We start from the raw sequence: 21,938 nt of genomic DNA, 5'->3' as shown, positions 1-21,938 counted from the left end.
TCGTCGTTGCATTCGATCCGATTCCCAGGAATGCGGATCCTCCACCGCCTGATCCATCCTCACCATTTCCAGCCCCTCCTGCCCCTCCGCCGTAGAGACCGCCGCCACCTCCCGGTCCGCCTTCGTAATAGTTGCCACTTCCGTTCCCCCCGATCCCCAATGCGCCAGGAGTCCCGCTATTTGATCCCCCAGTCCCTCCCGATCCTGCTGCAATTTGGCTTCCTCCTTTACCGGTACTTTCTGGAGTATCGCCATTGCCGTCGCCTCCGATCAGACCTCCGCCAGTCCCCCCGACAAAACCTGCTGTTGGACTAGTTATGTTACCAACCCCACCGCCCCCGCCACCGGCGACAATGATTCGGTTTGCTAGTGCGTTACCACCTTGTCGGACGTCGCTTGCGCCACCGCCGCCTCCTCCGGAAGCAGAGTTGTTAAAACCGGGGCCGCCGTTTCCGCCTCCGTTGAACCCGCCTAACCCGCCTGCACCGTTTATGCTGCCGTTTCCGCCTAGTCCCCCGACGTAGACGAACAACGTTTCTCCTGGAACCACTGCATAATCTCCAACTGCGAATCCACCCGAACCTCCAATGCCAAATGTGGTTGCTGTTCCTCCTTGGGCACCGTAGCATTCGATCCGGACAAGCGGAACGTTAGCTGGAACAACAAACTGCTGCTCCACTCCGGTAAAACTGAAATTAAACGTTTGGCCGACTGCCAATGCATACACCACTTTCTAAGGATTTTTTAGTCTTTCTTCATTAATATATGCAGCGGTAGAATGTCCTAAGTAGCACTAATGGTATAAATAGTCTCAGGTGGAAGCAACACTGTATATCGCGTGGCATCATACAGATCGATGGCCGGGTTAAGTTAATGAGAAGCGAATTTTCATCATCGTAATTTATCCCGAATCACGGAAATTTCCCCCTTTTTCTTCCTCTTATTTTCACAGACAATATAGGCAGAAACCGATTACAATTGCATCCAATCTATGTAAACGTTTTATCTCGATGACAGATTCGTAGCTTGCGCCCTCGCTTATTTTTTGACAAATTTACTCTATCAAACTGTCTGATGCAAACGGCAAATCGGTCAATTGGAGGTGAGGAACAACAAACGGTGCTGAGGCAACGGAAAGTGATTCAAAACATCGGTTTTGAAAGCGTTGTCATTCAATTTTCCAATTATAGGAGGCAGAAAGTAGTGGAATTAAGAGGAGTGTCGTATCGTAAAAGCGCCATGATTTCGTTGATAGCAGCTCTCGTGTTTTCGTTGTTTCAGTTTCTGGGTTTGCCCGGAGTGAAAGCAGAGGCTTCGGGTAACGATTACAAGATTGTAGGCTATTATCCTTCATGGGGCGCTTACGGGCGCAATTATCAAGTGATGGATATGGACGTTTCCAAGGTAACTCATATTAACTATGCTTTTGCCGACATTTGTTGGAACGGACGGCACGGCAACCCCGACCCGACGGGGCCCAATCCGGTAACCTGGACGTGTCAGAATGAAAACAGCCAATCGATTAACGTCCCGAACGGAACGATCGTGCTGGGAGACCCGTGGATCGATACCGGTAAAAGAATGGGAGGAGATCCGTGGGATGCGCCTTACTCTGGCAATATTGCCGAGCTGAATCGTTTGAAGGCGGCCAATCCGCATCTGAGAACGATCATCTCCGTGGGCGGCTGGAGCTGGTCGAACCGCTTCTCGGATGTGGCGGCAGACCCGGCGACTCGGGAAGTGTTTGCGAATTCCGCCGTCGACTTTTTGCGTAAATTCAATTTTGACGGCGTCGATCTGGACTGGGAGTACCCGGTAAGCGGAGGACTGCCGGGGAACAGCGTGCGAGCGCAGGACGGGGCGAATTACGTGCTGCTGCTGCAAAAGATAAGAGAAAAGCTGGACGCCGCCGGAACGGCGGACGGCAAGTACTATGAATTGACCATCGCATCCGGAGCAAGCCCGGCTTATGTGGGCAACAACGATCTGGCCGGAATCGCACAGGCTGTCGACTTCATCAACATTATGACCTACGACTTCAATGGGGGATGGCAGACGGTCAGCGCCCATAATGCTCCTCTGTATTACGATCCGGCCGCGACGGCGGGCGGGGTTCCCAATGCAGCCGATTTCAACATCGCGACGGCGGTGCAGACGTACTTGGATAACGGCGTGCCGCCGACCAAGCTCGTGCTGGGTACGCCGTTCTACGGCCGCGGCTGGGGCGGCTGCGCCAATGGGGCAAGCGGTCAGTACCAAGCGTGCAGCGGGGTAACGACGGTCGGAACTTGGGAGAAAGGTTCGTTCGATTACTCCGATCTGGAGAACAACTATATTAACAAGAATGGCTACACTCGTTATTGGAACGACGTGGCGAAGGTTCCGTACTTGTACAATGCGTCTAACGGCAATTTTATTTCCTACGACGATACCGAATCGTTCAGCCACAAGACCGACTATATTAAATCAAAGGGACTGGCGGGCGCCATGTTCTGGGAGTTTAGCGGCGATCGAAATAAAACGTTGCTGAACAAGCTGACGAGCGATTTGAGTGGTCCGCGCATTCCGGTGGAAACCGTGCCGCCAACCATACCGGGCAATCTCCGGACGACAAATGTAGGCTCTTACAGCGTAAGCCTGGAATGGGATGCTTCTACGGACAATAGCGGCGTGGCAGGCTACATCGTATCCTACGGAGCAGGCGGCTCAACTGTAAACGCTACGTCCACAACCGTCGGCGGGCTGACACCAGATACGCCGTATACTTTCACCGTTAAGGCGGTGGACATCTTCGGCAACGAATCGGCAGCCAGCAACGCGGTTTCCGTCACGACGGAGCCGTCCAACGACGTTACGCCGCCGACAGCTCCGACGAATTTACAGGTCGGCGCGACGATGGTAGACAGCATTGCTTTAAGCTGGTCGGCTTCCAGCGATGACGTCGGCGTTACAGGCTATACGGTGACTTATGGCACGAATAGCATCAATGTGAACGCTACGAATGTAGTCATAAACGGTTTAGACGCAGACACTTCCTACACCTTCAGCGTTACGGCTCGCGACGGAGCAGGGAACGTGTCGGCTCCGACTACAATTCAGGCAAGCACTCAGCCGGTAAACGCGTGCACCGAGCAGGAATGGAATACCGGAACAGTCTATACGGGAGGACAGCGTGTGTCCTACAACGGCAATGTGTACGAAGCCAAATGGTGGACGACGGGCGAACGTCCTGATCTGAGCGGCGAATGGGGCGTATGGAAGCTGATCGGCGCTTGCGGTGCTATCGGCTGAGGAAGTGGCCATGTAAGAGGATAGACGATGTTCTGGGTTATTGAGTAATTAGATAATCGTCCTTCCAGATCAGCGCAAACGCTGCTCGGGAGGACGATTTTACTTTTCGGAATTGCGCGTGGCGATTCGGTGCTTATCTCTTCATAATCCAATGATGCAAATCTACTGCGCACTCTCTATAAGATCCAAGCCTATGGTTAACATGTCTTATTTCCGAATAATATTGCGATAGTCTGGAAGACAGTTTATTTAAACACAGCTCCTCGTTCAATTCCTCCGAAGCATTCGATTTCAGAAATTTGTTTAAGTCGCGGAAGTAGGATCTCGGCAGAAATTTAAGGTCTGCGCCACTAAAGAGTTCATTCCTCTTCGGATGAATCACGCTGAAAACGACAAATTGACTGCACTGTAGTTCGCAGTTCGCCATTTTCAGAAAATCGTCTTCAATAAATCTGCCGATTCTGCCCGTCAGGAAGTAATGATCCCACATGAGATCCCAAGAATACATTATCCCACTATATCCTAAATATCGCCCGATCACAAAACTCCTGGTTCCCAAGCGAATAATTAAAATTATTTAATGTTGTCAAACAAAATGGATTTATATATCCTAAAAGGAAATAAGGATTTTATCATACTTAATATATATGCTGTTTAGACCAGAGGAGATATAAATGGGCACATTTCTTGGATATATGATTTTCTCTACGATCGAAGGTCTTGCAGTCTACGCATTGATTCTTTACATATTTAGAATTCAACTTATGAATTATATATGGCCGATTGTTCTGATGATTACGGCGACGAATCTGCAAAGCTTCATCATTCGTGACGAGTTAGCTTTAACTGCAATTTCGCCAATTATTAATGTGGGTTTGACAATTCTATTTTTAGCCATATTTATTAGAGTTCCAATTATTTGGTCGGTAGTTATGACGATTACGGGGTATACTGCATTTATCGTGCTTCAAACTTTGCTCATATTGTTGTCAGATGATTATTTATCTTTAAGCCAGTTACAAGAATTTGTTTGGAAGGGCTATTTGCTTCAAGTTATTACAGGTCTATCGGGCGTGGCAATCGGTTTTTTTCTCTATAAAATGGGTTACGGATTCTCTTTCGAGTTTGAGAAGCTTCGGATTAAGTGGGAACGAATTTTTGTTATTTTGTTGTTGCTTAGCTGTCTAATCGTTCTTTGTGTCATGATGTATTTCAAACAAATTTTTATGAATCTTTTAGTTTTTGCAATTGCTTTGTTTATATTTCTTTCCTATTCTCTTCGTAAGGAGGAGTCCGAATGGTAGATGGGCTCTCGAGGCAGCTAGCGGTAGGAATTAAGAGAGTAGTCCCTGAGTCGCCTGAGAGTGTCGAGGTGCTCAAATACTCGATTTCATTTATTCTTAATGCTATATTTATTATTGGTTTCTCCCTGCTGATTTCCCTATTTACTGGGAAGATTCAGGAGGTTATTATTGTATTGATTGGGTATGCGCTCCTGAGACAAGTATCTGGCGGTGTTCATCTGAAGTCCGGAACGTTATGCATTATTATTTCGACTGTCGGTGCTACCGTCTTGTCGTTCGTCCAATTTAATTCGACAATCTTGCTTCTGGCGACGGCACTGTCCTTGCTGCTTGCTTTAATATTTGCACCTTCCCGTATCGAAAAGCAAACACGAATTCCTGAGAAGTATTATCCATTATTAAAACTTATATCGTTGGCTCTAATAGCAAGTAATCTTGCTATACAATCGGCCGTACTTGCCTCGGCATTCCTCCTCCAGACCCTCACTTTGATTAGGGGGAGGGGGGTGAAAAACAAATGAAAAAGAAATTTTTTCTAGCCCTATCTACATTGCTCGGAGGAATGGCTGTTATCATTGTAAGCACAGCAAGCTGGTATTACGTTCATCAAGAAGAAACTCCAGCAGAATTGTTGAAGTAAATTTCGGAGATGGTGAGCCATGCAATTAACTGTTACAAGGGACATCGAAGGAAAGAGCGGGATTTCGAATCTTCCGGTTCGCGACATCCTGTTCCTTCAATCTGACCTGACATCGAAGTGGATAGCTGTTCACACGCTGGACGACCAGTTCTACATTCCTGGAACTCTGATCTATTGGACGGAAGCGCTCAAGCAGTGCGGCTACCAATTCGAGAAGGTGGATCGGAACATCGTTGTCCATGTACCGAGAATTTGCAAAATGGATCGCATCTTTGTCAAAGCCTATTTTGAAATAGAAATAACCAGCCAATCGAAAAGTATTACTCTGTCTCAGAAACATTTTAAGCTTTTGGACAAGCAGTTAAGAGGAGTGCAGGGAATCGTATATATATAGTAGAATCCAGAACGAATAGGAGCCATCGCATTTAATGCGGCGGCTTCTTCGCGTTGGAATCGAAAAGTGCATTCTTTTCCCTAATCAGCGTTTTTTGTTGCGGAAGAGCGAAGCGACATACAGAAGCACGACGCTGCCTCCTTCAATGGACAAGGCGATGACGGGGAACCAGAAGTCCAGATAAGGCGGCCACTGCCCGAAGCTTTCCGTGACAGTTAGCACGGGAAGGACGATAAATATCGGACTTAACGCGTAAACCCAAATTTTGTGGCTCTTGGTGCGGAACAGCTCGGCGCAGCCTTGGGAGATCGAATAGTACAGCGTAGCGTACGTAATAAACGAACCTGAGACAAACACCAGCAGCGTCAGCACCTCGATTCTCTCGAAAATGATCAGTTGAGTGACTCGAGTGAAGACGTAGATCGGGTTTTCCATCTGGCTGGCCATAGGGGTGCCCAAAACCGTGATACTGTACAACAAATATCCGGTCATGACAAGCGCCCCTAGAAACACCGCGTTCGCTTTGACTCTAAACGTCTTCCTGGGATGACGCAGATGAGGCATTAGCATCCCCATCAAGATGCAGATGCCGAACCAGCTGCCGGGATAGATGGCCCCCATCAAAGCCGGACTGACCCCGTTCTCGAACTGCGGAAGCAGATTGCGCAGCTCTACGACAGGCATGGAGGTGGCGAACAGGATCAACGAGGTAATCAGCATGATCGTCCCGAGAATTTGGCTGAGCCGGGCGATCGTTTCAATCCCTTTAATTGCCGCCCAGCCCGAGCACAGAGTCAGCGTTGACGAGAAGGCGATGAGCGGCGTGTCAGGGAGCAGCGAGCTGGACAGAAGATCGCTGTAGATCCAGATGGCGGTCACGCACACGGTGATGAAAAACAGAAGCACGATCAAGCTGATTAGATTGCCGACAGGGCCTAGAATTGTCCGCGAGTATTGAACAAACGATTGACTGGGATATTTAAGGGCTAGACGGTATAGCAGCAGAGCGACGAACACGTCGATTGTGATGCCTAGCGCCATAGACAGCCATAGATCCTGCTTCACCTTCGGAATAAGCTGCGAAGGCACGGAAAAGAAGGTAAGCGATGCGATGGACACGAAAATGATAAAGAAAAACTGTCGCTCGGAAATTTGCTGTTTATTCATGCTTATCTTCCTTTTCGGGAGCCGATCCGGTGAGCGGGGCGGCTCCTATTGGAGCAGTCCCGTTCTTCTAATCCGGAAGGAGACGGAAACATCAACATCTACTTCGCGAAGCTCCTTGTCCCAGTTGGATTTGCGTTTTTTCCATTCCGACGGCATGCTTCTGTGCAGCGCTTCTCCGAAGCCGATTACGTCGCTGGCATAATTATCGAACAGCTTATCGATCGTCGCTTCCACTGCAAGCTTTGCCTGCTTGTTCAGCGTATCCCGCAGCATCGCATGCTCCGTACCAAAGTGGAGCGGCAGAGTGGCAGTCAGCAATTCGGCTTCTCCTTTGATCCGCACCTTCATGGCAAGCCGGTCCCCATTTATTAGCGGCGTAACTTTGACTCTGATCGAGTTCAGGCTGTAGCTGACGCTTTCTTCCTTGGCGAAGTCGGTATGGAAGCTGCCGCGCCGACTGACGCCGGTCAGCCAATTAACGATCTGGCTTTCCTCCCCGCTGAGCCATCCGACCATGCGATCGTTCTTGAATACGGCCGTATCCCCGATCTCCATAATGTCGGTTTTTCCGCTTGCATTGAACGGTCCGATGCCCGGACTGACGGCTTGATAGCCGATTTGATTCAGCCGAGGCAGGAACTGGTACATCTGGACGTCGACCTGGAGCGGACGTTTCCAATCGCCCTGCAAATATTTTCTCCATTCCTCCGACGGGACGGGTTCAAGCTCCATTGCTTTATCGAGCACCTGTCGCGCTGGCAGTCTTGAAACGAGCACCCAACTGTTCAAATTCTGATTCGTCTCCCGCCAGAAATAATCCATCGTATCGTCCAACCCCCGACGAGCGAATTGTTCGTTGATCAGCACGACTTTCGTTTGCGGGAAAAACAAGCTTTTTTTCGCCTGATGCTGAATGCGCTCCACCGCTTCCTGAATCGTGACCCCGACGGCGTCATAGTTGACGTAAGGCCTGCGCTGCTGGCTGCCTCCGCCGGCAGCGACCGGCAGCGTCGGATTGGACAGCTGGAGCGTCACCCGAACCATGCCGTCCTTGGCTGGATCGAGTCCGATCGCCGATACGACGGTCAACTGGTCGAAGTTGATCTGTCCCCAGCAGCCGCTGATAAGCATAACCGCCAGCAGGCAGATGCCGGCTTTGAAAGGGTTCATAAGAGGCATCTCCTTCAGGCCCGTCGCCGTGGATTTTTTTTCTTGCTCAGCATGAACCAAGGAACGCGAAAGATCGTTTTCAGAAATTCCTTCTTGCGGAACGGAGCAAGGGGAGTCAAATACGGAACGCCGAGCGATTTGATCGAAGCCAAGTGTATGCCGAGCAGGAACACGCCGATCATGATGCCGTACAGTCCGAACATCGAAGCCAGCAGCACCATTCCGAACCGCAGAATTCGCACCGTGCCCGACAGAGCAATGGACGGAATCGTGAAAGAAGCGATAGCCGTCGCCGCGACGACGATGATAGCGGGAGAAGAAATAATGCCGGCCTGTACGGCCGATTCCCCAATGACCAATGCGCCGACGATGCTGATCGCCGAACCGACCGAACGCGGCATCCGGACGCTAGCTTCCCTCAGCACCTCGAAAGTCGCTTCCATCAGCAGCGTTTCCATAAGCACGGGGAACGGAACGCCTTCGCGGGCCGTCAGAATACTACTGAGCAGCTGCGGAGGCACCATTTCCGGATGGAAGGTCAGCGTTCCCACATAAAGGGACGGCAGCAGCAAATTCATAATAAAACCGACGTAACGGAGCCAACGGATAAACGTTGCTACCGGATAAGCCAAATACAAATCCTCGGTCGTGATCAGAAAATGAACCAGCGTCGTGGGCAGCGCAAGCGCAAACGGAGTGCCGTCCACGATAATGGCGACCCGGCCGTCCAGCAAAATGTTGGCGACATCGTCCGGTCGTTCGGTGCTGTATACGGTTGGGAAAACGGAGGCAGGGTTGTCTTTGATCAATTCCTCGATATACTGGGATTCCAGCACGCCGTCGATCTTTATGTTGCGAATCCGGCTCTTGACCTCTTCGACCATAGACGGCTTCGCCCTTTGATCGATGTACAGCACGGCGACATCGGTATGCGACAGCTCGCCTACTTTAAGCTTGTCGACGCGGACGGTGGAACTGCGCAGTCTGCGGCGTACGAGCGAAATGTTGGTATCGAGCGATTCCACGAAGCCGTCGCGCGGACCGCGGACAACGGTTGAGGAAGGCGCTTCTTCGATCCCACGGCTGTCCCAACCGCATGTCTGAATTGCGGCAATACCTCTGGCGCCGTTCAATAAAAGCAGCGTCCAGCCGCTCATGAGCATAGGGAGAGCTTCGTCTATCGTGTCGACGACTTTAGCCTCGGGAGCGGAGACGAAGGAGCGGCATAGCTCTTCCAGACATTCGGACGGATCTGTCGAAGGAAGAGGCGAGGTTTGCATGGACAGCAAGGGCGAGAGCGTCGTCAATTGCAACGTGCGCTTATCCACCAGATTGTCGATCCACATCAGCAATGCCGGAGTCGCATCTTGGCCGATACGACATTCCCGCGCGATCAGATCGGAGCTTTCTCCCAGGCGAAGCTCAAGCTCCCGCCTTCGTTCCGGCAAGGCATACAGGTGCTGTTTCTTCATCTTGTCTCGCCTTTACAATGTGATGGTCAGAAAGCTGACGTCTATTCTCTTTCATTCTCTGTATCTCCATTCCGCAGGTCTCTAATTCGGATACTCCTGTTTCCAGCAAATAAAAAATCAACTAAGCTCGGAGCTCACTCGTCTATATGGGTACAATTGATTTTTGGAGTGATGCCAATGAGAATTAAGCTGGTTGTTGCCGCGGCGATTCTGCTGTCAGGTACGGCGTGCAGTTCCGCCCCGGATCAGAGCGACAGTTCTGCGCATGTGAATACCGAGGGGGGCGTCCAAGCCTCGATCGTCCAAGCCGCCGATGTTGCGGACAACGAAGGGGATGTACCGCTATCGTGGGAGAACTATTCGAATCGGGGTTCGGTTCAATTGCTAAAAGGAGGCTTAAAGCAAGCGGAACGTATCGTAAAGGAAACGAGCCTGTATGCGGTTGACGGTACGCGGGAGCCCAAAGTTGTCGTCTATGCGCGCAAAAACGACTCCGATCATCTTTATGCGGCCCTGATTAAGGGGGAGGCTGCATACGATTTAGGAGCGATAGCAGGCTATTCTTACGATCAAGACAATCAGCTGACGGTGTGCAATCTATGGCTATTCGGCAAAGAAGCGTTCAAAATACAAGGCTCTGTCGGAGCGGCCGCCTCGATTAGCCGCTACTTCGAGCTGGTAGACGGCGTTCCGAAGCCGCTGCTTGTCGTGGATGAAGGGCATGCTTTGGAGATGGACGTCGACCATGACGGGCAGTTGGAGGTGGTGTCTGCCGCCGGAACGAGTCCGCGCATGGCGGTATACCGGTGGAATGGCGGGCGCATAGAGCGAAGCTCGTTGAACGATGCCTTGCATACCGACGCGGTATCTTTTACTGATGAAGGCGCGATTTTGGCCGCTTACGGACAGGATGATCGTTCGTCGTATAAGCTGTACTGGCTGCAACGGAACGGATTAAAGCATTTTCAGACGTATTCGAGGGAGGAGTACGAATCGGAGCGCTTCGTTGCAATCCCGTATACGAGCGAGGAGGTGCTTCGCATTCGCGAGCTTGCCGACGGCTTGCACGTTTTCGAGCCGTTCGTACCGCGCAAAGGCATTGCGACCGATTACGGGGTGGAGGCGGAACGTGAACGGGATGGCGTACTGAAGCTATCGTACCCGCACTTCTCGATTCGTCAATCGAAGACGGACCTGCGACCGAAGGATAGCGGAGGCGTACCTCCCGAGAAGCGGTATTTTCCCGAATATACGGCGGAATGGATCGGACTTCCCGACAGCGAGGCGGGGGGGAGCTGGTATTTGCAGCGAGACTCGACGTATCTGTCGATCAGCACGGCCAAGCCGTACAGCAAGGAGCAACTGCTGTTCGTCGCCGCGTCGCTTAGGCCTCTGGAGGAGCTGACGCTATCCGACGGGTCGTCTCCAGCCGTCGTCAATCCGCCGCAAATTACGCGAGAGTATTTGTTTGCTCTAAAGGCGGTTAACGAGTTTGCTTCGGCATGGTCTCGCCGAGATCCCGAGGCCGGGCTGAAATGGGTAAGCGAAGATTGGAAGGCGGGCAAAGAACCTGAACAATTGGACGCATTCTTTCGCGGAACTTCCAATCCGCACCATATGACCTTCGAGTTGTCCGGCAAGCGCCGCGTCGACGATCATACGTATTTGTTCGCTTTGCGGCTATACGAATACTACTCGGGCCAGCCGGATTCCATCCTCGGCTTCCCTGCAGATTACGGCCGGGGCTGGACGATCGAAGCGGTCAGAGAAGGAGAGAACGAAGCGGGCGAAGGGGTTTGGCGAGTTCGACCGTAGAGGCAGACCTCATGGGGCGCGTAACAATCTGAGAGGCCGTAATAGGAGCGGAAACGATCGTCCGAACTGGCAAGTGCCGGACAAAGAAAAGCCCAAGCGGCAAGGGAAGCGATTTTTCGCAGTCGCTATGTCGTTTGGGCCTTTTTTACATCTCGTTCCGATAAGAAGTCGTTACGCATAATTGACGATAGTATGGCAATAATCGCATTCCTTGCTTTCTCCGGTCCGCAGCACAGTTCTCGCTCCGCAAGTGGAGCAATTTACGGTTCTTGGAGGAGAGCTATCCGCCGCATCCGTTGGAGGATTTGCCCGATCCGAGATCAGCACTATCGTATGGGTAATCGGATCGATATGAACGTTCGGCAGCAGTCCCAAATAGGCCATTCTCTCCAGCTCGTGACTGACGACAATCGGCTGCTTTCCCACGTCAGCCGCTATTTGCGCCATGGAAGTCAGCCTCTGTTCGTAAATTATGGAACGATACTGGTGGTAGCGCCGCAGCATAGCTTTATTCGACCTGTTCGCCTTTTTCCCTCAATTTGACATAAACCGACTTCATTATATCATGCAATAAACATTTCACTATACCTTTACGGAATCGAAAAATGTTGGTTGCAACGGCTTCGATTCGCAGATCCGGAACTGACGGATCTGCCTATCCGTCATTACCCGCATTGTCAAAGACGCAGGGATGTGCCATACTGTACGTGACGTTTGGAGTGACGGACGAGAGAAAGCTCCGAATGGCAAAGGGACGCGACTATTCGCGGTCTGTTTGCCGTTCGGAGCTTTTTGCCGTTCCAGGAGCGTTGTCCGACTCACATTCAAACAATTTATGTCCGAAAAAGGGGGAAAACGGTCTTGCATAGAGAATTGTTTTATTCATTCCAAGCCTATTTATTCGATCTGGACGGCTGCGTCTATTTTGGCGACGCCCTTGCGCCGGGCGCGACAGAGGTAATCGATGCTTTAAAACAATCCGGCAAACGGGTAATTTTCGTGACCAACAATTCCCGTTCGTCGGCCAAGAGCATTGCCGAAAAGCTGCGGACAATGGGATTGGAGACGCCGTCCGCGGATGTTGTAACCGCAACAGATTGCGTCGGGACGTATTTATCGGAGCGTTATGGCCGGCTTTCAATCCGGGCGGCGGGCAGCGATGAGCTCTGCGCGGCGCTGAGCGCCGCCGGGCACATCGTCGTCTCCGATAACGAGGAAGCTGCGGTCGATGCGGCCGTCATCGGATTGGATATCGCCTTTGACTACCGAAAGCTGGAAATGCTCGGCGCTGCCGTCGGGGCCGGCGCGCGCTTGATCGCGGCCAACGCCGACTTGTCCCACCCTGGGCTCGATGGCGGCAAAGTGCCGGAGACGGGAGCGCTCGCCACAGCGGTCGAAGCGATAACCGGGCTGCGGGCGGAATATGTCGGCAAGCCTGAGCCGCACCTGTTTGCCTATGGGCTGGAGCGATGCGGAGCGCGGCCTGAAGAATGCGTAATGATCGGCGATAATTATAATACGGACATTGTCGGCGGCCGCGGCGCGGGAATGCGCACCATATGGTTAGACGGAAGGACGGCGGCGGAACGAAGCCGAACCGCGGACGAGTATCGCGCTGCGGACTGGATCGTGGAGGATCTGGCGGAGCTAAGGCGAATCATGGAGGGATTAGACGTATGAGAATCGAGCATGTGCCGGTTCCGAATCAGAAACAAGCGATTATTAAAATCGAGGGCTTAATCCGGCCGCTATCGCTGCTGCATGTGACGGATTGCCATATGAACGAAACGGACTTAAAAGACGGGGAAGAGGCATTCGCGGAATCGATGCGTCTTTACGGATTTGACGCGCTGGCGACGCGAAACCACTTTGACGATGCGCTGCGTTATGCCAACGACAAGTCGTTCGACTGCGTCGCGCTGACGGGCGATGTCGTCAACGGGGCCACGATAGGCAACTTGGAGCATCTTGAAGGGCGTCTGGAGAGACTTGCCATGCCGTATCTGTACACGCCGGGCAATCACGACTGGGAGTATCCGCATCAGAGCTGGGGCGAGCGGACGCGCGCGGTCCAATATCCCAAGTTCGCCCGGATTACCGGGGGACAGCCTGCGTATCGGGCCATTGCGCTGCAGGGCGTCAACCTGGTCGCGATCGACAACAGCACTTATCAGATTACGGAAGAGCAATTGGCTTTTTTCCGGGAGCGGTTGGCCGAGGGGCTTCCGACGCTGTTGTTCTCGCATATTCCGATTTACGTTCCCAGCCTGCTGCCTGAAGTCGTGAAAATTTGGGGATCTCCGATTATGATGGCGGCGGAAGGGTGGGACGAGAAGCTTCGCAAAGAATGGATGGTCGAGAAAACGACGGCCGCAACCCGGGCATTCCACGAGCTGCTGCTGAACAATCCGTATGACAATCTCGTCGGCGTTTTCTGCGGTCATGTTCATTTCGGCCATGCGACGCCATTCGGACGAGGCTCCTGCCAATATGTGACAGAGCCCGGATTTGCCGGCGGCTATCGCGTCATTCATCTATTGCCTGCCACTTCACCATAGGAGGATAAAAAGATGTCGTTGCTGCATCTTCTAGCCGGAAGGCCGGTCATCGCCGCGCTGCGTACGAGCGACGAACTGGATATCGCGTTAAGCAGCCGCGTCGACCATCTCTTTTTTATGGGGGGGAGCTTAACGGACGTCATTCATGGCGTACGACTGGCGCGGGAGCAGGGCAAAGGCGCGTTCGTGCATCTCGATCTGATCCGCGGCTTGTCGAGCACCGATCGGGAGAGCGTCGAGTTTGTCCGCGACTTCGTCGGCGCCAACGGAATCGTGACGCCCAAGAGTCATCTGATCAAGGAGGCGAAGCAAGCGGGCTTGTACGCGGTTCTTCATCTGTTCGTGCTGGATTCGTTGGCGCTGGCCAACGGGCTGAAAATGGCGCAAACGATGAAGCCCGACGCGGTCGAGTTGATGCCCGGCGTTATTCCTAAGGTGGTTAGTGCGTTCGCGGACGCGCTTCCCGACATTCCGTTGATCGCCAGCGGTCTGATTCAGACGGAGGACGAAGCGAACGGCATTCTGGATGCGGGGGCGACGGCACTCTCCGTGAGCGAACGCGCTTTGTGGAATTTCGAGTATGGAAAGTAGGCGTACTTGAACTGTGAAATGAAGCGAGCGTCGGCCGGATGAGGAAATTTGCGGGTTCCTCTCTACGGCTCGAAGCCTTCGCGACTGACGAATATCCGCTCGGAGGGGAACGCTCGGCCAAGCCGCTCCAGTACGGTTCGATAAGCTGTCGGACGGTTCCATTCCTGCAGATCCAGCCTGTCGTACAGCGAATGGATACCCAAGCTGCGCGTGCGTGTGCCTCCACTGCCGTCGCCCATAAAATAATCGTCCACGCACACGCGATCCGTAGCTTGCGCCAGCAGCTCCGGGAAAGCTTCGGTGCTAGGCAGCACGGGAGCGACCGCCGCTTGCGTCGGAATTCCGGCGGCGGTCAGCTCGCGCAGCGCATGCAAGCGGGCGGGGATCGGCGGGGCGTAAGGGGAGAAGGCTTTGCGAATGTCTTCCCGGTCGGTCTCGACCGTCATGCTGACGCGCACCCGATCGCCCAAACGTCCGAACAGATCGATATCCCGGGTCACGAGCGGGCTGCGCGTCTGCACAAGCAAGAAGTCGGGCGGCTCATCGGCCATTGCCTCCAGCAGCGATCGTGTCACCTGCTCCTTATGCTCGATAGACTGGTAAGGGTCTGTGCTGGACGACATAAAGATCGTCACCGGGCCTTTGGCTTTAGCTTTGCGCAGCTCCTTAAGCAGCAGTGCGTCTGCTCCCCGTTTTACGTCCACCCATGCGCCCCATTCGCCTTCCCGGAACAGGTTTACCGGCATTTGCCGCACATAGCAATAGGAGCAGCCGAATGTGCAGCCTGTATAAGGATTCAGCGAATGCGTGTATCCGCCGAGGAATCCGGTTCCTTTGTTAAGCAGCGTCTTCGGATGCTTGTCCTGTATATCCGGCTTCATGTCGTCTCCCCTTTCTGCGATATTTCCTATATCCAGTATAACTCCGAATGTGAACATATGTACGCTTTTTGGCATGAAAAGGCAAGATTGCATAATTCCTATTAGTCGGAAAGCGGTAAGTCTGATATGATACGGTTAAGGCCCTTTTCGCGAGGGCCTATTTTCTTATAGGGAGGAAACGGTTTATGAAATCGTTGTTTAAGCTGCTGACGGAGTATGTATCTGCGGGCAAGGAAGGTGAAACTCTGTATGAGCCGTAGTGTCGAGACAGCGTTTCGCGAAGATTTGCTGGAGCAGTTGACCTATTTCGAGAAGGAAACGTCCGAGCTGCTGAGAAAAGCGCATCCCGACGCGGCTAAGAGAGATGCGATTCACGCTTTAATCTCTGCATACTGCGATCATATTCAAGCCTATCTGGATGGCGATATTATCGGCGAGACCGATGCTTGCGTATGGATCGGCTCAACCGTCACGATCGTCGATGAGCTCGACGGTTCGGAGGAGCAATATAAACTCGTATTGCCGCACGAGATCGACGCCGACCTGGGCCACATCTCCTTTTTGTCGCCATTGGGCAGCCGCTTGCTGCTTGCCCGCAGAGGCGACCGGATCGAGGTCGATTCCCCGGCGGGCAGCTACGGCGTTATGCTGTTTGAAACCGTCTACAGAAAATAACGCTGTCGGCGCAGCTTGCAGACCCAGAATAAAGGGACATACAATATGGATTCGAAAGGACCTCAATTCCGCTAAGGCGGAAATGGGGTCCTTTTTGAAGTTTGGCCGAACGTGCGTCTATGCTATGATGATACTCATCCAAAAGCCTGCGACAAGGAGCCGATAGCGATGAGGGACGGAACCGGCAATTGGTTCAGAAACCAACGAATTCAAAATAAAATCATTTTTATTTATTTTCCTCTGGTGTTTATCCCCCTGCTGCTGCTGGGCGTTCTATCCTACCAGATCAATACGGAGGCGATTATCGCCAAAACGAAAAAGAATATGCAGGACGAGTCCCGCCTGATCACGACGAGAATCGATACGATTGTCGCCAACGCGGAGAGCTTCGCCAACAACGCCATGCTGGATTTGAACAAGGAGGTCGAGCTGAAGACGCCCGAGACGCCCGACGAGCTCGGCGGCTCCCAGCCGCTTAGCGAAGATCACGCGCTGCGCAGTCGAATCGAGAACAAGCTGGATTTCGCCCAGTTGATCTTTCGCGAGGTCGAATCGGCGGTGTTCGTCGATCGCTACGGCAACGTGTACACGACGGACGCTGAACTGACGCAAGGAACCGCCGAAGCGCTGGTCAGCGCGATGTTCCGCGAAGTGCAGGCGAGCAACGGCATTATGAAGTGGTTTCCGATGGAACGCAGAGACTACTGGGTGATGAATAAGGAGAAGGCCGTGCTCACCGTCGGCAAAAAAATATTGGATACCGAGACGATGGATACGCTCGGCTACCTGTTCGTGAATGTCAGCGAGAAGACGCTGTCCTCCGTCTATCATCCGGTCGGCCCGTCTCAGGCGACTGGCTATTATATTGCCGACGAACGCGGAGTCGTTATTTCCTCCTCTGATGAGAGCCGGATTTTGCAGCCGCTCGAGTCGGAACGGAAGGCGGAGATTTATTCTGAGAACGCTGTGCTCAAAGAGACGAAGGATGCGAACGGCAGCAAGGTTTTGCTGATGGCGACCCCCTTCGGGCAGACCGGCTGGAAGCTGGTCAACGAGGTTGCGCTGCGAGACTTGACCCGGGAGTCCCGCCAAGTGTCCCGCATCATTCTGATTGTCGGCGGCCTGTGCTTATTGTTTGCCTTAGTCGGCGCGATTGTGCTGTCCCGCGCGATCGCTACGCCGATTATTTCGCTCGCCAAGCATGTCGGACGTATACGCGACGAGAACATCGACCGTCCGGTGGAGGTGAATAGCCGCGACGAGATCGGTATTCTCGGCTCCGGTCTTAACATTATGCTCGGGCGCGTGAACGATCTGTTGGTCAAGGTGAAGGAAGAGCAGCAGTTGAAGCGCGAATACGAATTCGCGCTCGTCCAGAACCAGATCAAGCCGCATTTTTTTTACAATACGCTCGATCTCATTTACGTGCTATGCAAATCAGGGGAGAACGAGGAAGCGGGCAAGGCGACGAAAGCGCTGGCCGATTTCTACCGGATTGCGCTGAGCAACGGAAAAGAGATCATCACGGTGCGGGAAGAGGCGCGTAATTTGGAAAGCTATCTGTACATCCAGAGCGCCCGCTATTCCGATCTATTTGATTTTCGCATCGATATTCCGTCAGAGCTGCTGAACTGCGCAATACCGAAGCTGACGCTGCAGCCGCTTGTGGAGAACGCTATCTATCATGGTCTTAAGGAGAAGGGCAGCTTCGGACACATTCGGGTGACCGGCTGGCGCGGCATCGACCGGATCGTGCTAAGCGTGTCCGACGACGGAGTCGGGTTTCCGCAAGAGGAGTTCGACAGGTGGAGAGACGGCAAGCCGGAAAACAATTCCTTCGGACTGAAAAGCGTAGACGAGCGGATTAAGCTGTACTTCGGCGATCGGTTCGGCCTGCGGATTCGCAGCGCGGCAGGAGAAGGCTCGGAGGTTACGGTGGAAATCCCTTTGACGAATGGAGAGCGGGAACATGTATAAAGTTATTTTTGCAGACGATGAGGCGGTATTCCGGACTTATTTCAAAAAGGTAATCGACTGGCAAGCGCACGGCTTCGACCTGTGCGGCGAAGCGAAGAACGGGCTGGAGGCGCTGGAGCTGATCGAACGGGATACCCCGGACATCGCCTTCATCGACATTAATATGCCCTATATGAACGGAATGGATTTGGCGGCGAAGATCAAGGAGAAGCATCCTTCCGTATTCGTGCTGCTCGTCACCGGACATAGTGAATTCGAGTACGCAAGGCAGGCGCTGAAAATCGGCGTCGACGATTACATTCTCAAGCCGTTCGACGAGGAAGAGCTGATCGTGGCGTTGGCCAAAATCAAGGGCGAAATGGAGAAGCGCCGCATCGAGCGCGACAAATCGCTGAAGGAACGCCGGGTATGGAAGGAGAGCTTCCTGAACCTGCTGATCAGCAACGAACACGCCGACGACAACGAGACGATACGCGAGCAGTTGGAGACATTCCAGATGGGAGCGGGCCGTATTTTCCAAGTCGCCTCGGTCGAGATCGACAATTTGCACGAGCAATGGCCCGATTCGGGAGAAATCCGTCTGCGCAAATACATCATCGCCAATCTGCTGAACGATCTGATCCAGATCGAAGGCACCGGCTACCCTTTTAACGGACCGGAAAACCGCGTTGTCTCGCTGCTGCAATATTCGGACGAAGAGGCGGCGGAGCGTTTTACTCCGGACGGTTACGCCAAGCTGTGCGCGCTCATTTCCAAGCATTTCGGCTTCGGCGTGACGGTAGGCGTCGGAACGGCGGGACAGGGAATCTCGTCGATCCGTCATTCCTACAAGGAATCGGTCATCGCGCTGCGCAACAAAATTTCGATGAGCCGGTCGGACGTACTCGTCTATCGCGATATGACATCCAAGGCGGCGAATATTGGCTTTTATCCGAGCGAGATAAACGAGAATTTGCTGATTCATCTGCGGCTGCACGAGGAGGAGAAAATCAAGAGCGCTCTTGAGGAGATCCGGCAGTACATTCGCGATCGGCAGCTGTCCGGCGAGTACATCCACATGATCATGGCCGGGCTGGTATCGTTGTGCCTGACGTACATTTACGAGATCGGCAAGCAGGTGGACGATTTTCTGCCGCCGAGCTTTTCCCCGTTCGAGGCAATCACGAACAAGTCGTCGCTGGACGAGGCGTTCGAATGGATCGCCGACCTGTATTTGAGCGTGGCGGGACACTCTAAAAGCATGAAGCGTACCAAGTCCGGCAACCTGCTGACGTCGGCCAGAGAATACATCGATGCGCATTATATGGACAGCCAGTTAAAGGTGGAGGACGTCGCCAAGCACTTCTACATTCAACCGCGATACTTGCTGAAAATTTTTAAGGAAGGGCTCGGCATGAGCGTCAGCGATTATTTGTTCGAGACAAGGATGCAGAAGGCGAAGGAGTTGCTCTCCTCCGGGCGCAATCTGCGACTGACGAACGTCGCGGAGATGGTCGGCTACGGCGATCCCGCGCATTTCAGCAAAAGCTTTAAACGGCATACCGGACTGTCTCCCAGCGAATACGAGGCAACCCGACAAAGAGGTTGAAATGTACAAATGTGTTCCGATTCTTCCCTCACGGCGGCAAGAAAAAACCGTTTACAATGAAATTGACCACAAGACAAGGGGGAAAAATACAGTGAACCATTTTTTGAAAAAGCCGGCAACGATGCTGGCGCTGCTGTCCATGGTCGCGCTCTCGTTGACGGCCTGCGGCTCCGACAATAAGGACAACAACGCGCAGCCGAGCGCATCCGTTTCGCCATCCGCATCCGCGAGCGGCTCCGCTCCCGCAGAGGAGACGAAAGCTCCGGAGCCCGGCTCGATCAAGCTGAAGTTCTATGCGCAATACAGCGGCGTCGAGATGCCGGTCTACGATGCGGCCAAGGAAGCTATGAAAACGACCATGCCGGAAGTCGACGTCGAATTCGAAGTGGCGGCGCAGGATGACGAGCAGAAGATCAAGACATATGCGGCGGCGGGAAGCCTGCCCGACATCTTCTTCGCTTCCAGCGGATTGATCGAAACGTTGAAGAAATCCGACAACCTGTATGTGATGGACGATGTTGTCAAGGAGCTGAACATCGAGTCGCTGCTGAACGAAAGCTCCAAGCCGATGCTGTGGAACAAAGACGGCCACTCCTACTCCGTTCCGAACGTAGGTCAATGGGCCGGCGTGTTCTACTACAACAAAGATTTGTTCGCAGAGCATAACGTCAAAGTTCCGACGAACTACGACGAGCTCCTCGAAGCGGTCAAAGCGTTCAAAGCGAAGGATATCACGCCGCTTGCGCTGTTCGCGAAGGAAAAATGGCCGGGCGTGCTTATGTTCGATATGGCCGTCGTCGGCTCTGCCGAGCCGGGCGGGTTGAAGCGTCTGGACAACGGCGAAGGCGACTTCTCTGAAGAAGTGTATCTGAAAGGCGCTCAGAAAATCGCCGAGCTCATTCAGGCGGGTCTGCTGAGCAAAAACGCGTTCAACACGACGGCAGACGACGCCGCGGCGCAATTCAAGTCCGGCAAAGCGGCGATGCTGCTGAACGGCGCTTGGTCGATGGCAGCTCAGTACGAAAACCTCGGCGATAAGCTCGACATTATGTACAACCCGCTCGCGGACGCCGACAAGGCGGACCAAGTGCAGTGGAATATGAGCGGAGGAGGCTTTAACCAAGGGTTTGCGGTATCCAAAAACTCTAAAAACGTCGAAGCCGCAGCCAAATACGCAGCGCTGTTCTCGATCGAATTCGCCAAGCAGCGCGTGATTCAGTTGGCCGACCCGAACTCGATCCTTGTCGAAAAAGTCGTTCCGACAAACGGCCTGAACCCGGTGCAGCAGAAGTACGCGGACGATTCCGCGAACTTCAAGTCGATGACAACGTTTGCATGGGGCTACGAGAACGCAAAATACAAAACTTCCGTCGAAGACATTACGCAGAAGCTGTTCGCGGGACAAAAGCCCGAGGACTACATCAAGGACATGAGCAAAGCGCTCGAGAACGCTCGCAAATAACCAAGCTCGAAAACAGGTTGTCCCCGGCATCTTGGGACGACCTGTTTTTCGGAAAGGAGGATTTATGAATTCCAAAAGAAGCTACAACATTGCGCTGCTCGTGTTTACTTTGCCTACGCTTCTGTTCTTTACCGTCATCGTCGTCTATCCGATCCTTCAGACGTTCCAGAAGAGCTTCTTCGATTGGGATGGACTGTCTACGCCGAGCTTTATCGGCTTCGATAACTACGTCCGGCTGCTGGACGACGACGATTTCTGGGTATCGCTTAAGAACGGCTTGATTTTCGCCCTCGTCCTCGTCGTCTACCAGATCGGTCTAGGCACGCTGCTCGCCATCGCGCTGAGCACGAAGAGCTTGCGCGGACGCAAGTTTTTCCGGACGAGCTATTTCGTACCGGTCGTATTGTCCGGCGTTGTCGTGTCCCAGCTGTGGATCGCAATCTACAACGCCGACGGAGGCTTGATCAACAGCCTGTTCCACCTGTTCGGCATCCAGTACGAGCAAGCCTGGCTGAGCGGCGAGCATACGTCGATCTGGGCGATCGCTTTCTCCGGGGCATGGCATCATCTCGGCATCCAGCTCGTGCTCATCTACACCGCGATCAAATCGATTCCCGAGCAGCTGTACGAAGCCGCGACGATCGACGGCGCGCCGTTCTGGAAGATGCATTGGAAAATTACGATTCCGCTGCTCAGCGAAACGTACAAATTCTGTCTCGTTATCGCGATTACAGGCGGTCTTAACGCGTTCCAGAACATGTTCGTCATGACCAACGGAGGACCGGGGAACATTTCGTACACGCTGACGTTCATGATGTACAAAGCCGCGTTCCGTTCGGGCGAATACGGTTACGGTTCCGCCGCTGCCGCGGTTCTGGTGCTGGAGTGCCTGATCTTTACGATTCTGATCAACAAGTTTATCGCAAGGGAAAAAATCAGCTACTAACGGAGGG

19 protein-coding genes and 1 pseudogene are annotated in these 21,938 nt (G+C 53.1%); 14 read left to right on the top strand and 6 right to left on the bottom strand.

All coding sequences use genetic code 11. From position 1 onward, the window contains the following. Positions 1-16: 16 nt before the first annotated feature. A pseudogene (locus J4772_RS37580) lies at positions 17-679 on the bottom strand (glycine-rich protein); the annotation flags it as partial. A gap of 560 nt (positions 680-1,239) precedes the next feature. Between J4772_RS37580 and J4772_RS20670 the strand changes: the two are divergent. The 5 genes from J4772_RS20670 to J4772_RS20650 all read left to right on the top strand — a co-directional run bounded on the left by J4772_RS20670 (position 1,240) and on the right by J4772_RS20650 (position 5,629). Continuing rightward, positions 1,240-3,291, top strand: a complete 2,052-nt coding sequence (locus J4772_RS20670; protein WP_209077321.1) for a glycosyl hydrolase family 18 protein — start codon at positions 1,240-1,242, stop codon at positions 3,289-3,291. A 674-nt stretch (positions 3,292-3,965) separates the two neighbouring features. Further along, positions 3,966-4,595, top strand: coding sequence for a hypothetical protein (locus J4772_RS20665; RefSeq protein ID WP_209071209.1), 630 nt, complete (start codon positions 3,966-3,968; stop codon positions 4,593-4,595). Further along, entirely contained in the window at positions 4,589-5,116 is a 528-nt protein-coding gene (locus tag J4772_RS20660) for an accessory gene regulator ArgB-like protein (RefSeq protein ID WP_209071208.1), read from the top strand. Before J4772_RS20665 ends, J4772_RS20660 begins: the two co-directional genes overlap by 7 nt. After that, a complete protein-coding gene (locus tag J4772_RS20655; protein WP_209071207.1) occupies positions 5,113-5,235 on the top strand; it encodes a cyclic lactone autoinducer peptide in 123 nt (40 codons plus the stop codon). The genes J4772_RS20660 and J4772_RS20655 overlap by 4 nt, the downstream gene beginning before the upstream one ends. Positions 5,236-5,254: 19 nt before the next feature. Further along, the gene (locus J4772_RS20650) at positions 5,255-5,629 is read left to right on the top strand and encodes a LytTR family transcriptional regulator DNA-binding domain-containing protein (protein WP_209071206.1); all 375 of its coding nucleotides are present in this window, start codon (positions 5,255-5,257) and stop codon (positions 5,627-5,629) included. A gap of 84 nt (positions 5,630-5,713) precedes the next feature. On the opposite strand, the gene J4772_RS20645 is transcribed toward J4772_RS20650, so the two are convergent. The 3 genes from J4772_RS20645 to J4772_RS20635 are packed head-to-tail and all read right to left on the bottom strand — an operon-like array spanning position 5,714 to position 9,438. Continuing rightward, complete coding sequence (locus J4772_RS20645) at positions 5,714-6,796, bottom strand: GerAB/ArcD/ProY family transporter (protein ID WP_209071205.1); 1,083 nt, start codon at positions 6,794-6,796, stop codon at positions 5,714-5,716. Between the two features lie 45 nt (positions 6,797-6,841). Next, the gene (locus tag J4772_RS20640; protein WP_209071204.1) at positions 6,842-7,966 is read right to left on the bottom strand and encodes a Ger(x)C family spore germination protein; all 1,125 of its coding nucleotides are present in this window, start codon (positions 7,964-7,966) and stop codon (positions 6,842-6,844) included. A 14-nt stretch (positions 7,967-7,980) separates the two neighbouring features. After that, positions 7,981-9,438 (bottom strand): spore germination protein, encoded by a 1,458-nt coding sequence (locus J4772_RS20635; RefSeq protein WP_209071203.1) that lies wholly within the window; start codon positions 9,436-9,438, stop codon positions 7,981-7,983. A 177-nt stretch (positions 9,439-9,615) separates the two neighbouring features. On the opposite strand from J4772_RS20635, the gene J4772_RS20630 reads away from it, so the two are divergent. Beyond that, positions 9,616-11,253 (top strand): hypothetical protein, encoded by a 1,638-nt coding sequence (locus J4772_RS20630; RefSeq protein ID WP_209071202.1) that lies wholly within the window; start codon positions 9,616-9,618, stop codon positions 11,251-11,253. 171 nt (positions 11,254-11,424) lie between these two features. On the opposite strand, the gene J4772_RS20625 is transcribed toward J4772_RS20630, so the two are convergent. Then, positions 11,425-11,700: a hypothetical protein gene (locus tag J4772_RS20625; RefSeq protein WP_209071201.1), complete on the bottom strand. Its 276-nt coding sequence runs from the start codon at positions 11,698-11,700 to the stop codon at positions 11,425-11,427. Between the two features lie 414 nt (positions 11,701-12,114). Between J4772_RS20625 and J4772_RS20620 the strand changes: the two genes are divergently transcribed. Genes J4772_RS20620 through J4772_RS20610 form a run of 3 tightly spaced genes read left to right on the top strand, consistent with a single transcriptional unit; the run spans position 12,115 to position 14,402 of the window. Then, positions 12,115-12,933 (top strand): HAD-IIA family hydrolase, encoded by an 819-nt coding sequence (locus J4772_RS20620; RefSeq protein ID WP_209071200.1) that lies wholly within the window; start codon positions 12,115-12,117, stop codon positions 12,931-12,933. Beyond that, a complete protein-coding gene (locus J4772_RS20615) occupies positions 12,930-13,811 on the top strand; it encodes a metallophosphoesterase family protein (RefSeq protein WP_209071199.1) in 882 nt (293 codons plus the stop codon). Before J4772_RS20620 ends, J4772_RS20615 begins: the two co-directional genes overlap by 4 nt. A gap of 12 nt (positions 13,812-13,823) precedes the next feature. Then, positions 13,824-14,402 carry a glycerol-3-phosphate responsive antiterminator gene (locus tag J4772_RS20610; protein ID WP_116062137.1) on the top strand — a complete coding sequence of 193 codons (579 nt, stop codon included), beginning with the start codon at positions 13,824-13,826 and terminating at the stop codon, positions 14,400-14,402. Positions 14,403-14,464: 62 nt separating this feature from the next. Here the strand turns inward: J4772_RS20610 and J4772_RS20605 are convergent, their stop codons facing one another. After that, positions 14,465-15,283, bottom strand: a complete 819-nt coding sequence (locus J4772_RS20605) for an SPL family radical SAM protein (protein WP_209071198.1) — start codon at positions 15,281-15,283, stop codon at positions 14,465-14,467. Positions 15,284-15,532: 249 nt separating this feature from the next. On the opposite strand from J4772_RS20605, the gene J4772_RS20600 reads away from it, so the two are divergent. The 5 genes from J4772_RS20600 to J4772_RS20580 all read left to right on the top strand — a co-directional run bounded on the left by J4772_RS20600 (position 15,533) and on the right by J4772_RS20580 (position 21,931). Further along, positions 15,533-15,958 carry a GreA/GreB family elongation factor gene (locus J4772_RS20600; protein ID WP_181917783.1) on the top strand — a complete coding sequence of 142 codons (426 nt, stop codon included), beginning with the start codon at positions 15,533-15,535 and terminating at the stop codon, positions 15,956-15,958. 168 nt (positions 15,959-16,126) lie between these two features. Next, positions 16,127-17,935, top strand: coding sequence for a cache domain-containing sensor histidine kinase (locus tag J4772_RS20595; protein WP_209071197.1), 1,809 nt, complete (start codon positions 16,127-16,129; stop codon positions 17,933-17,935). Next, entirely contained in the window at positions 17,928-19,523 is a 1,596-nt protein-coding gene (locus tag J4772_RS20590; protein ID WP_209071196.1) for a response regulator, read from the top strand. Before J4772_RS20595 ends, J4772_RS20590 begins: the two co-directional genes overlap by 8 nt. Positions 19,524-19,614: 91 nt before the next feature. Further along, positions 19,615-20,985, top strand: coding sequence for an ABC transporter substrate-binding protein (locus J4772_RS20585; protein WP_209071195.1), 1,371 nt, complete (start codon positions 19,615-19,617; stop codon positions 20,983-20,985). A 64-nt stretch (positions 20,986-21,049) separates the two neighbouring features. Next, a complete protein-coding gene (locus J4772_RS20580) occupies positions 21,050-21,931 on the top strand; it encodes a carbohydrate ABC transporter permease (protein WP_116062145.1) in 882 nt (293 codons plus the stop codon). The last annotated feature ends 7 nt before the right edge of the window (positions 21,932-21,938 follow it).

The sequence above is a fragment of the Cohnella sp. LGH genome (assembly GCF_017671885.1).
In the GTDB taxonomy this organism is placed as follows: domain Bacteria; phylum Bacillota; class Bacilli; order Paenibacillales; family Paenibacillaceae; genus Cohnella; species Cohnella phaseoli.
Note: the sequence above shows the minus strand (reverse complement) of the source record. Positions and strands in the feature narration are given on the sequence as shown.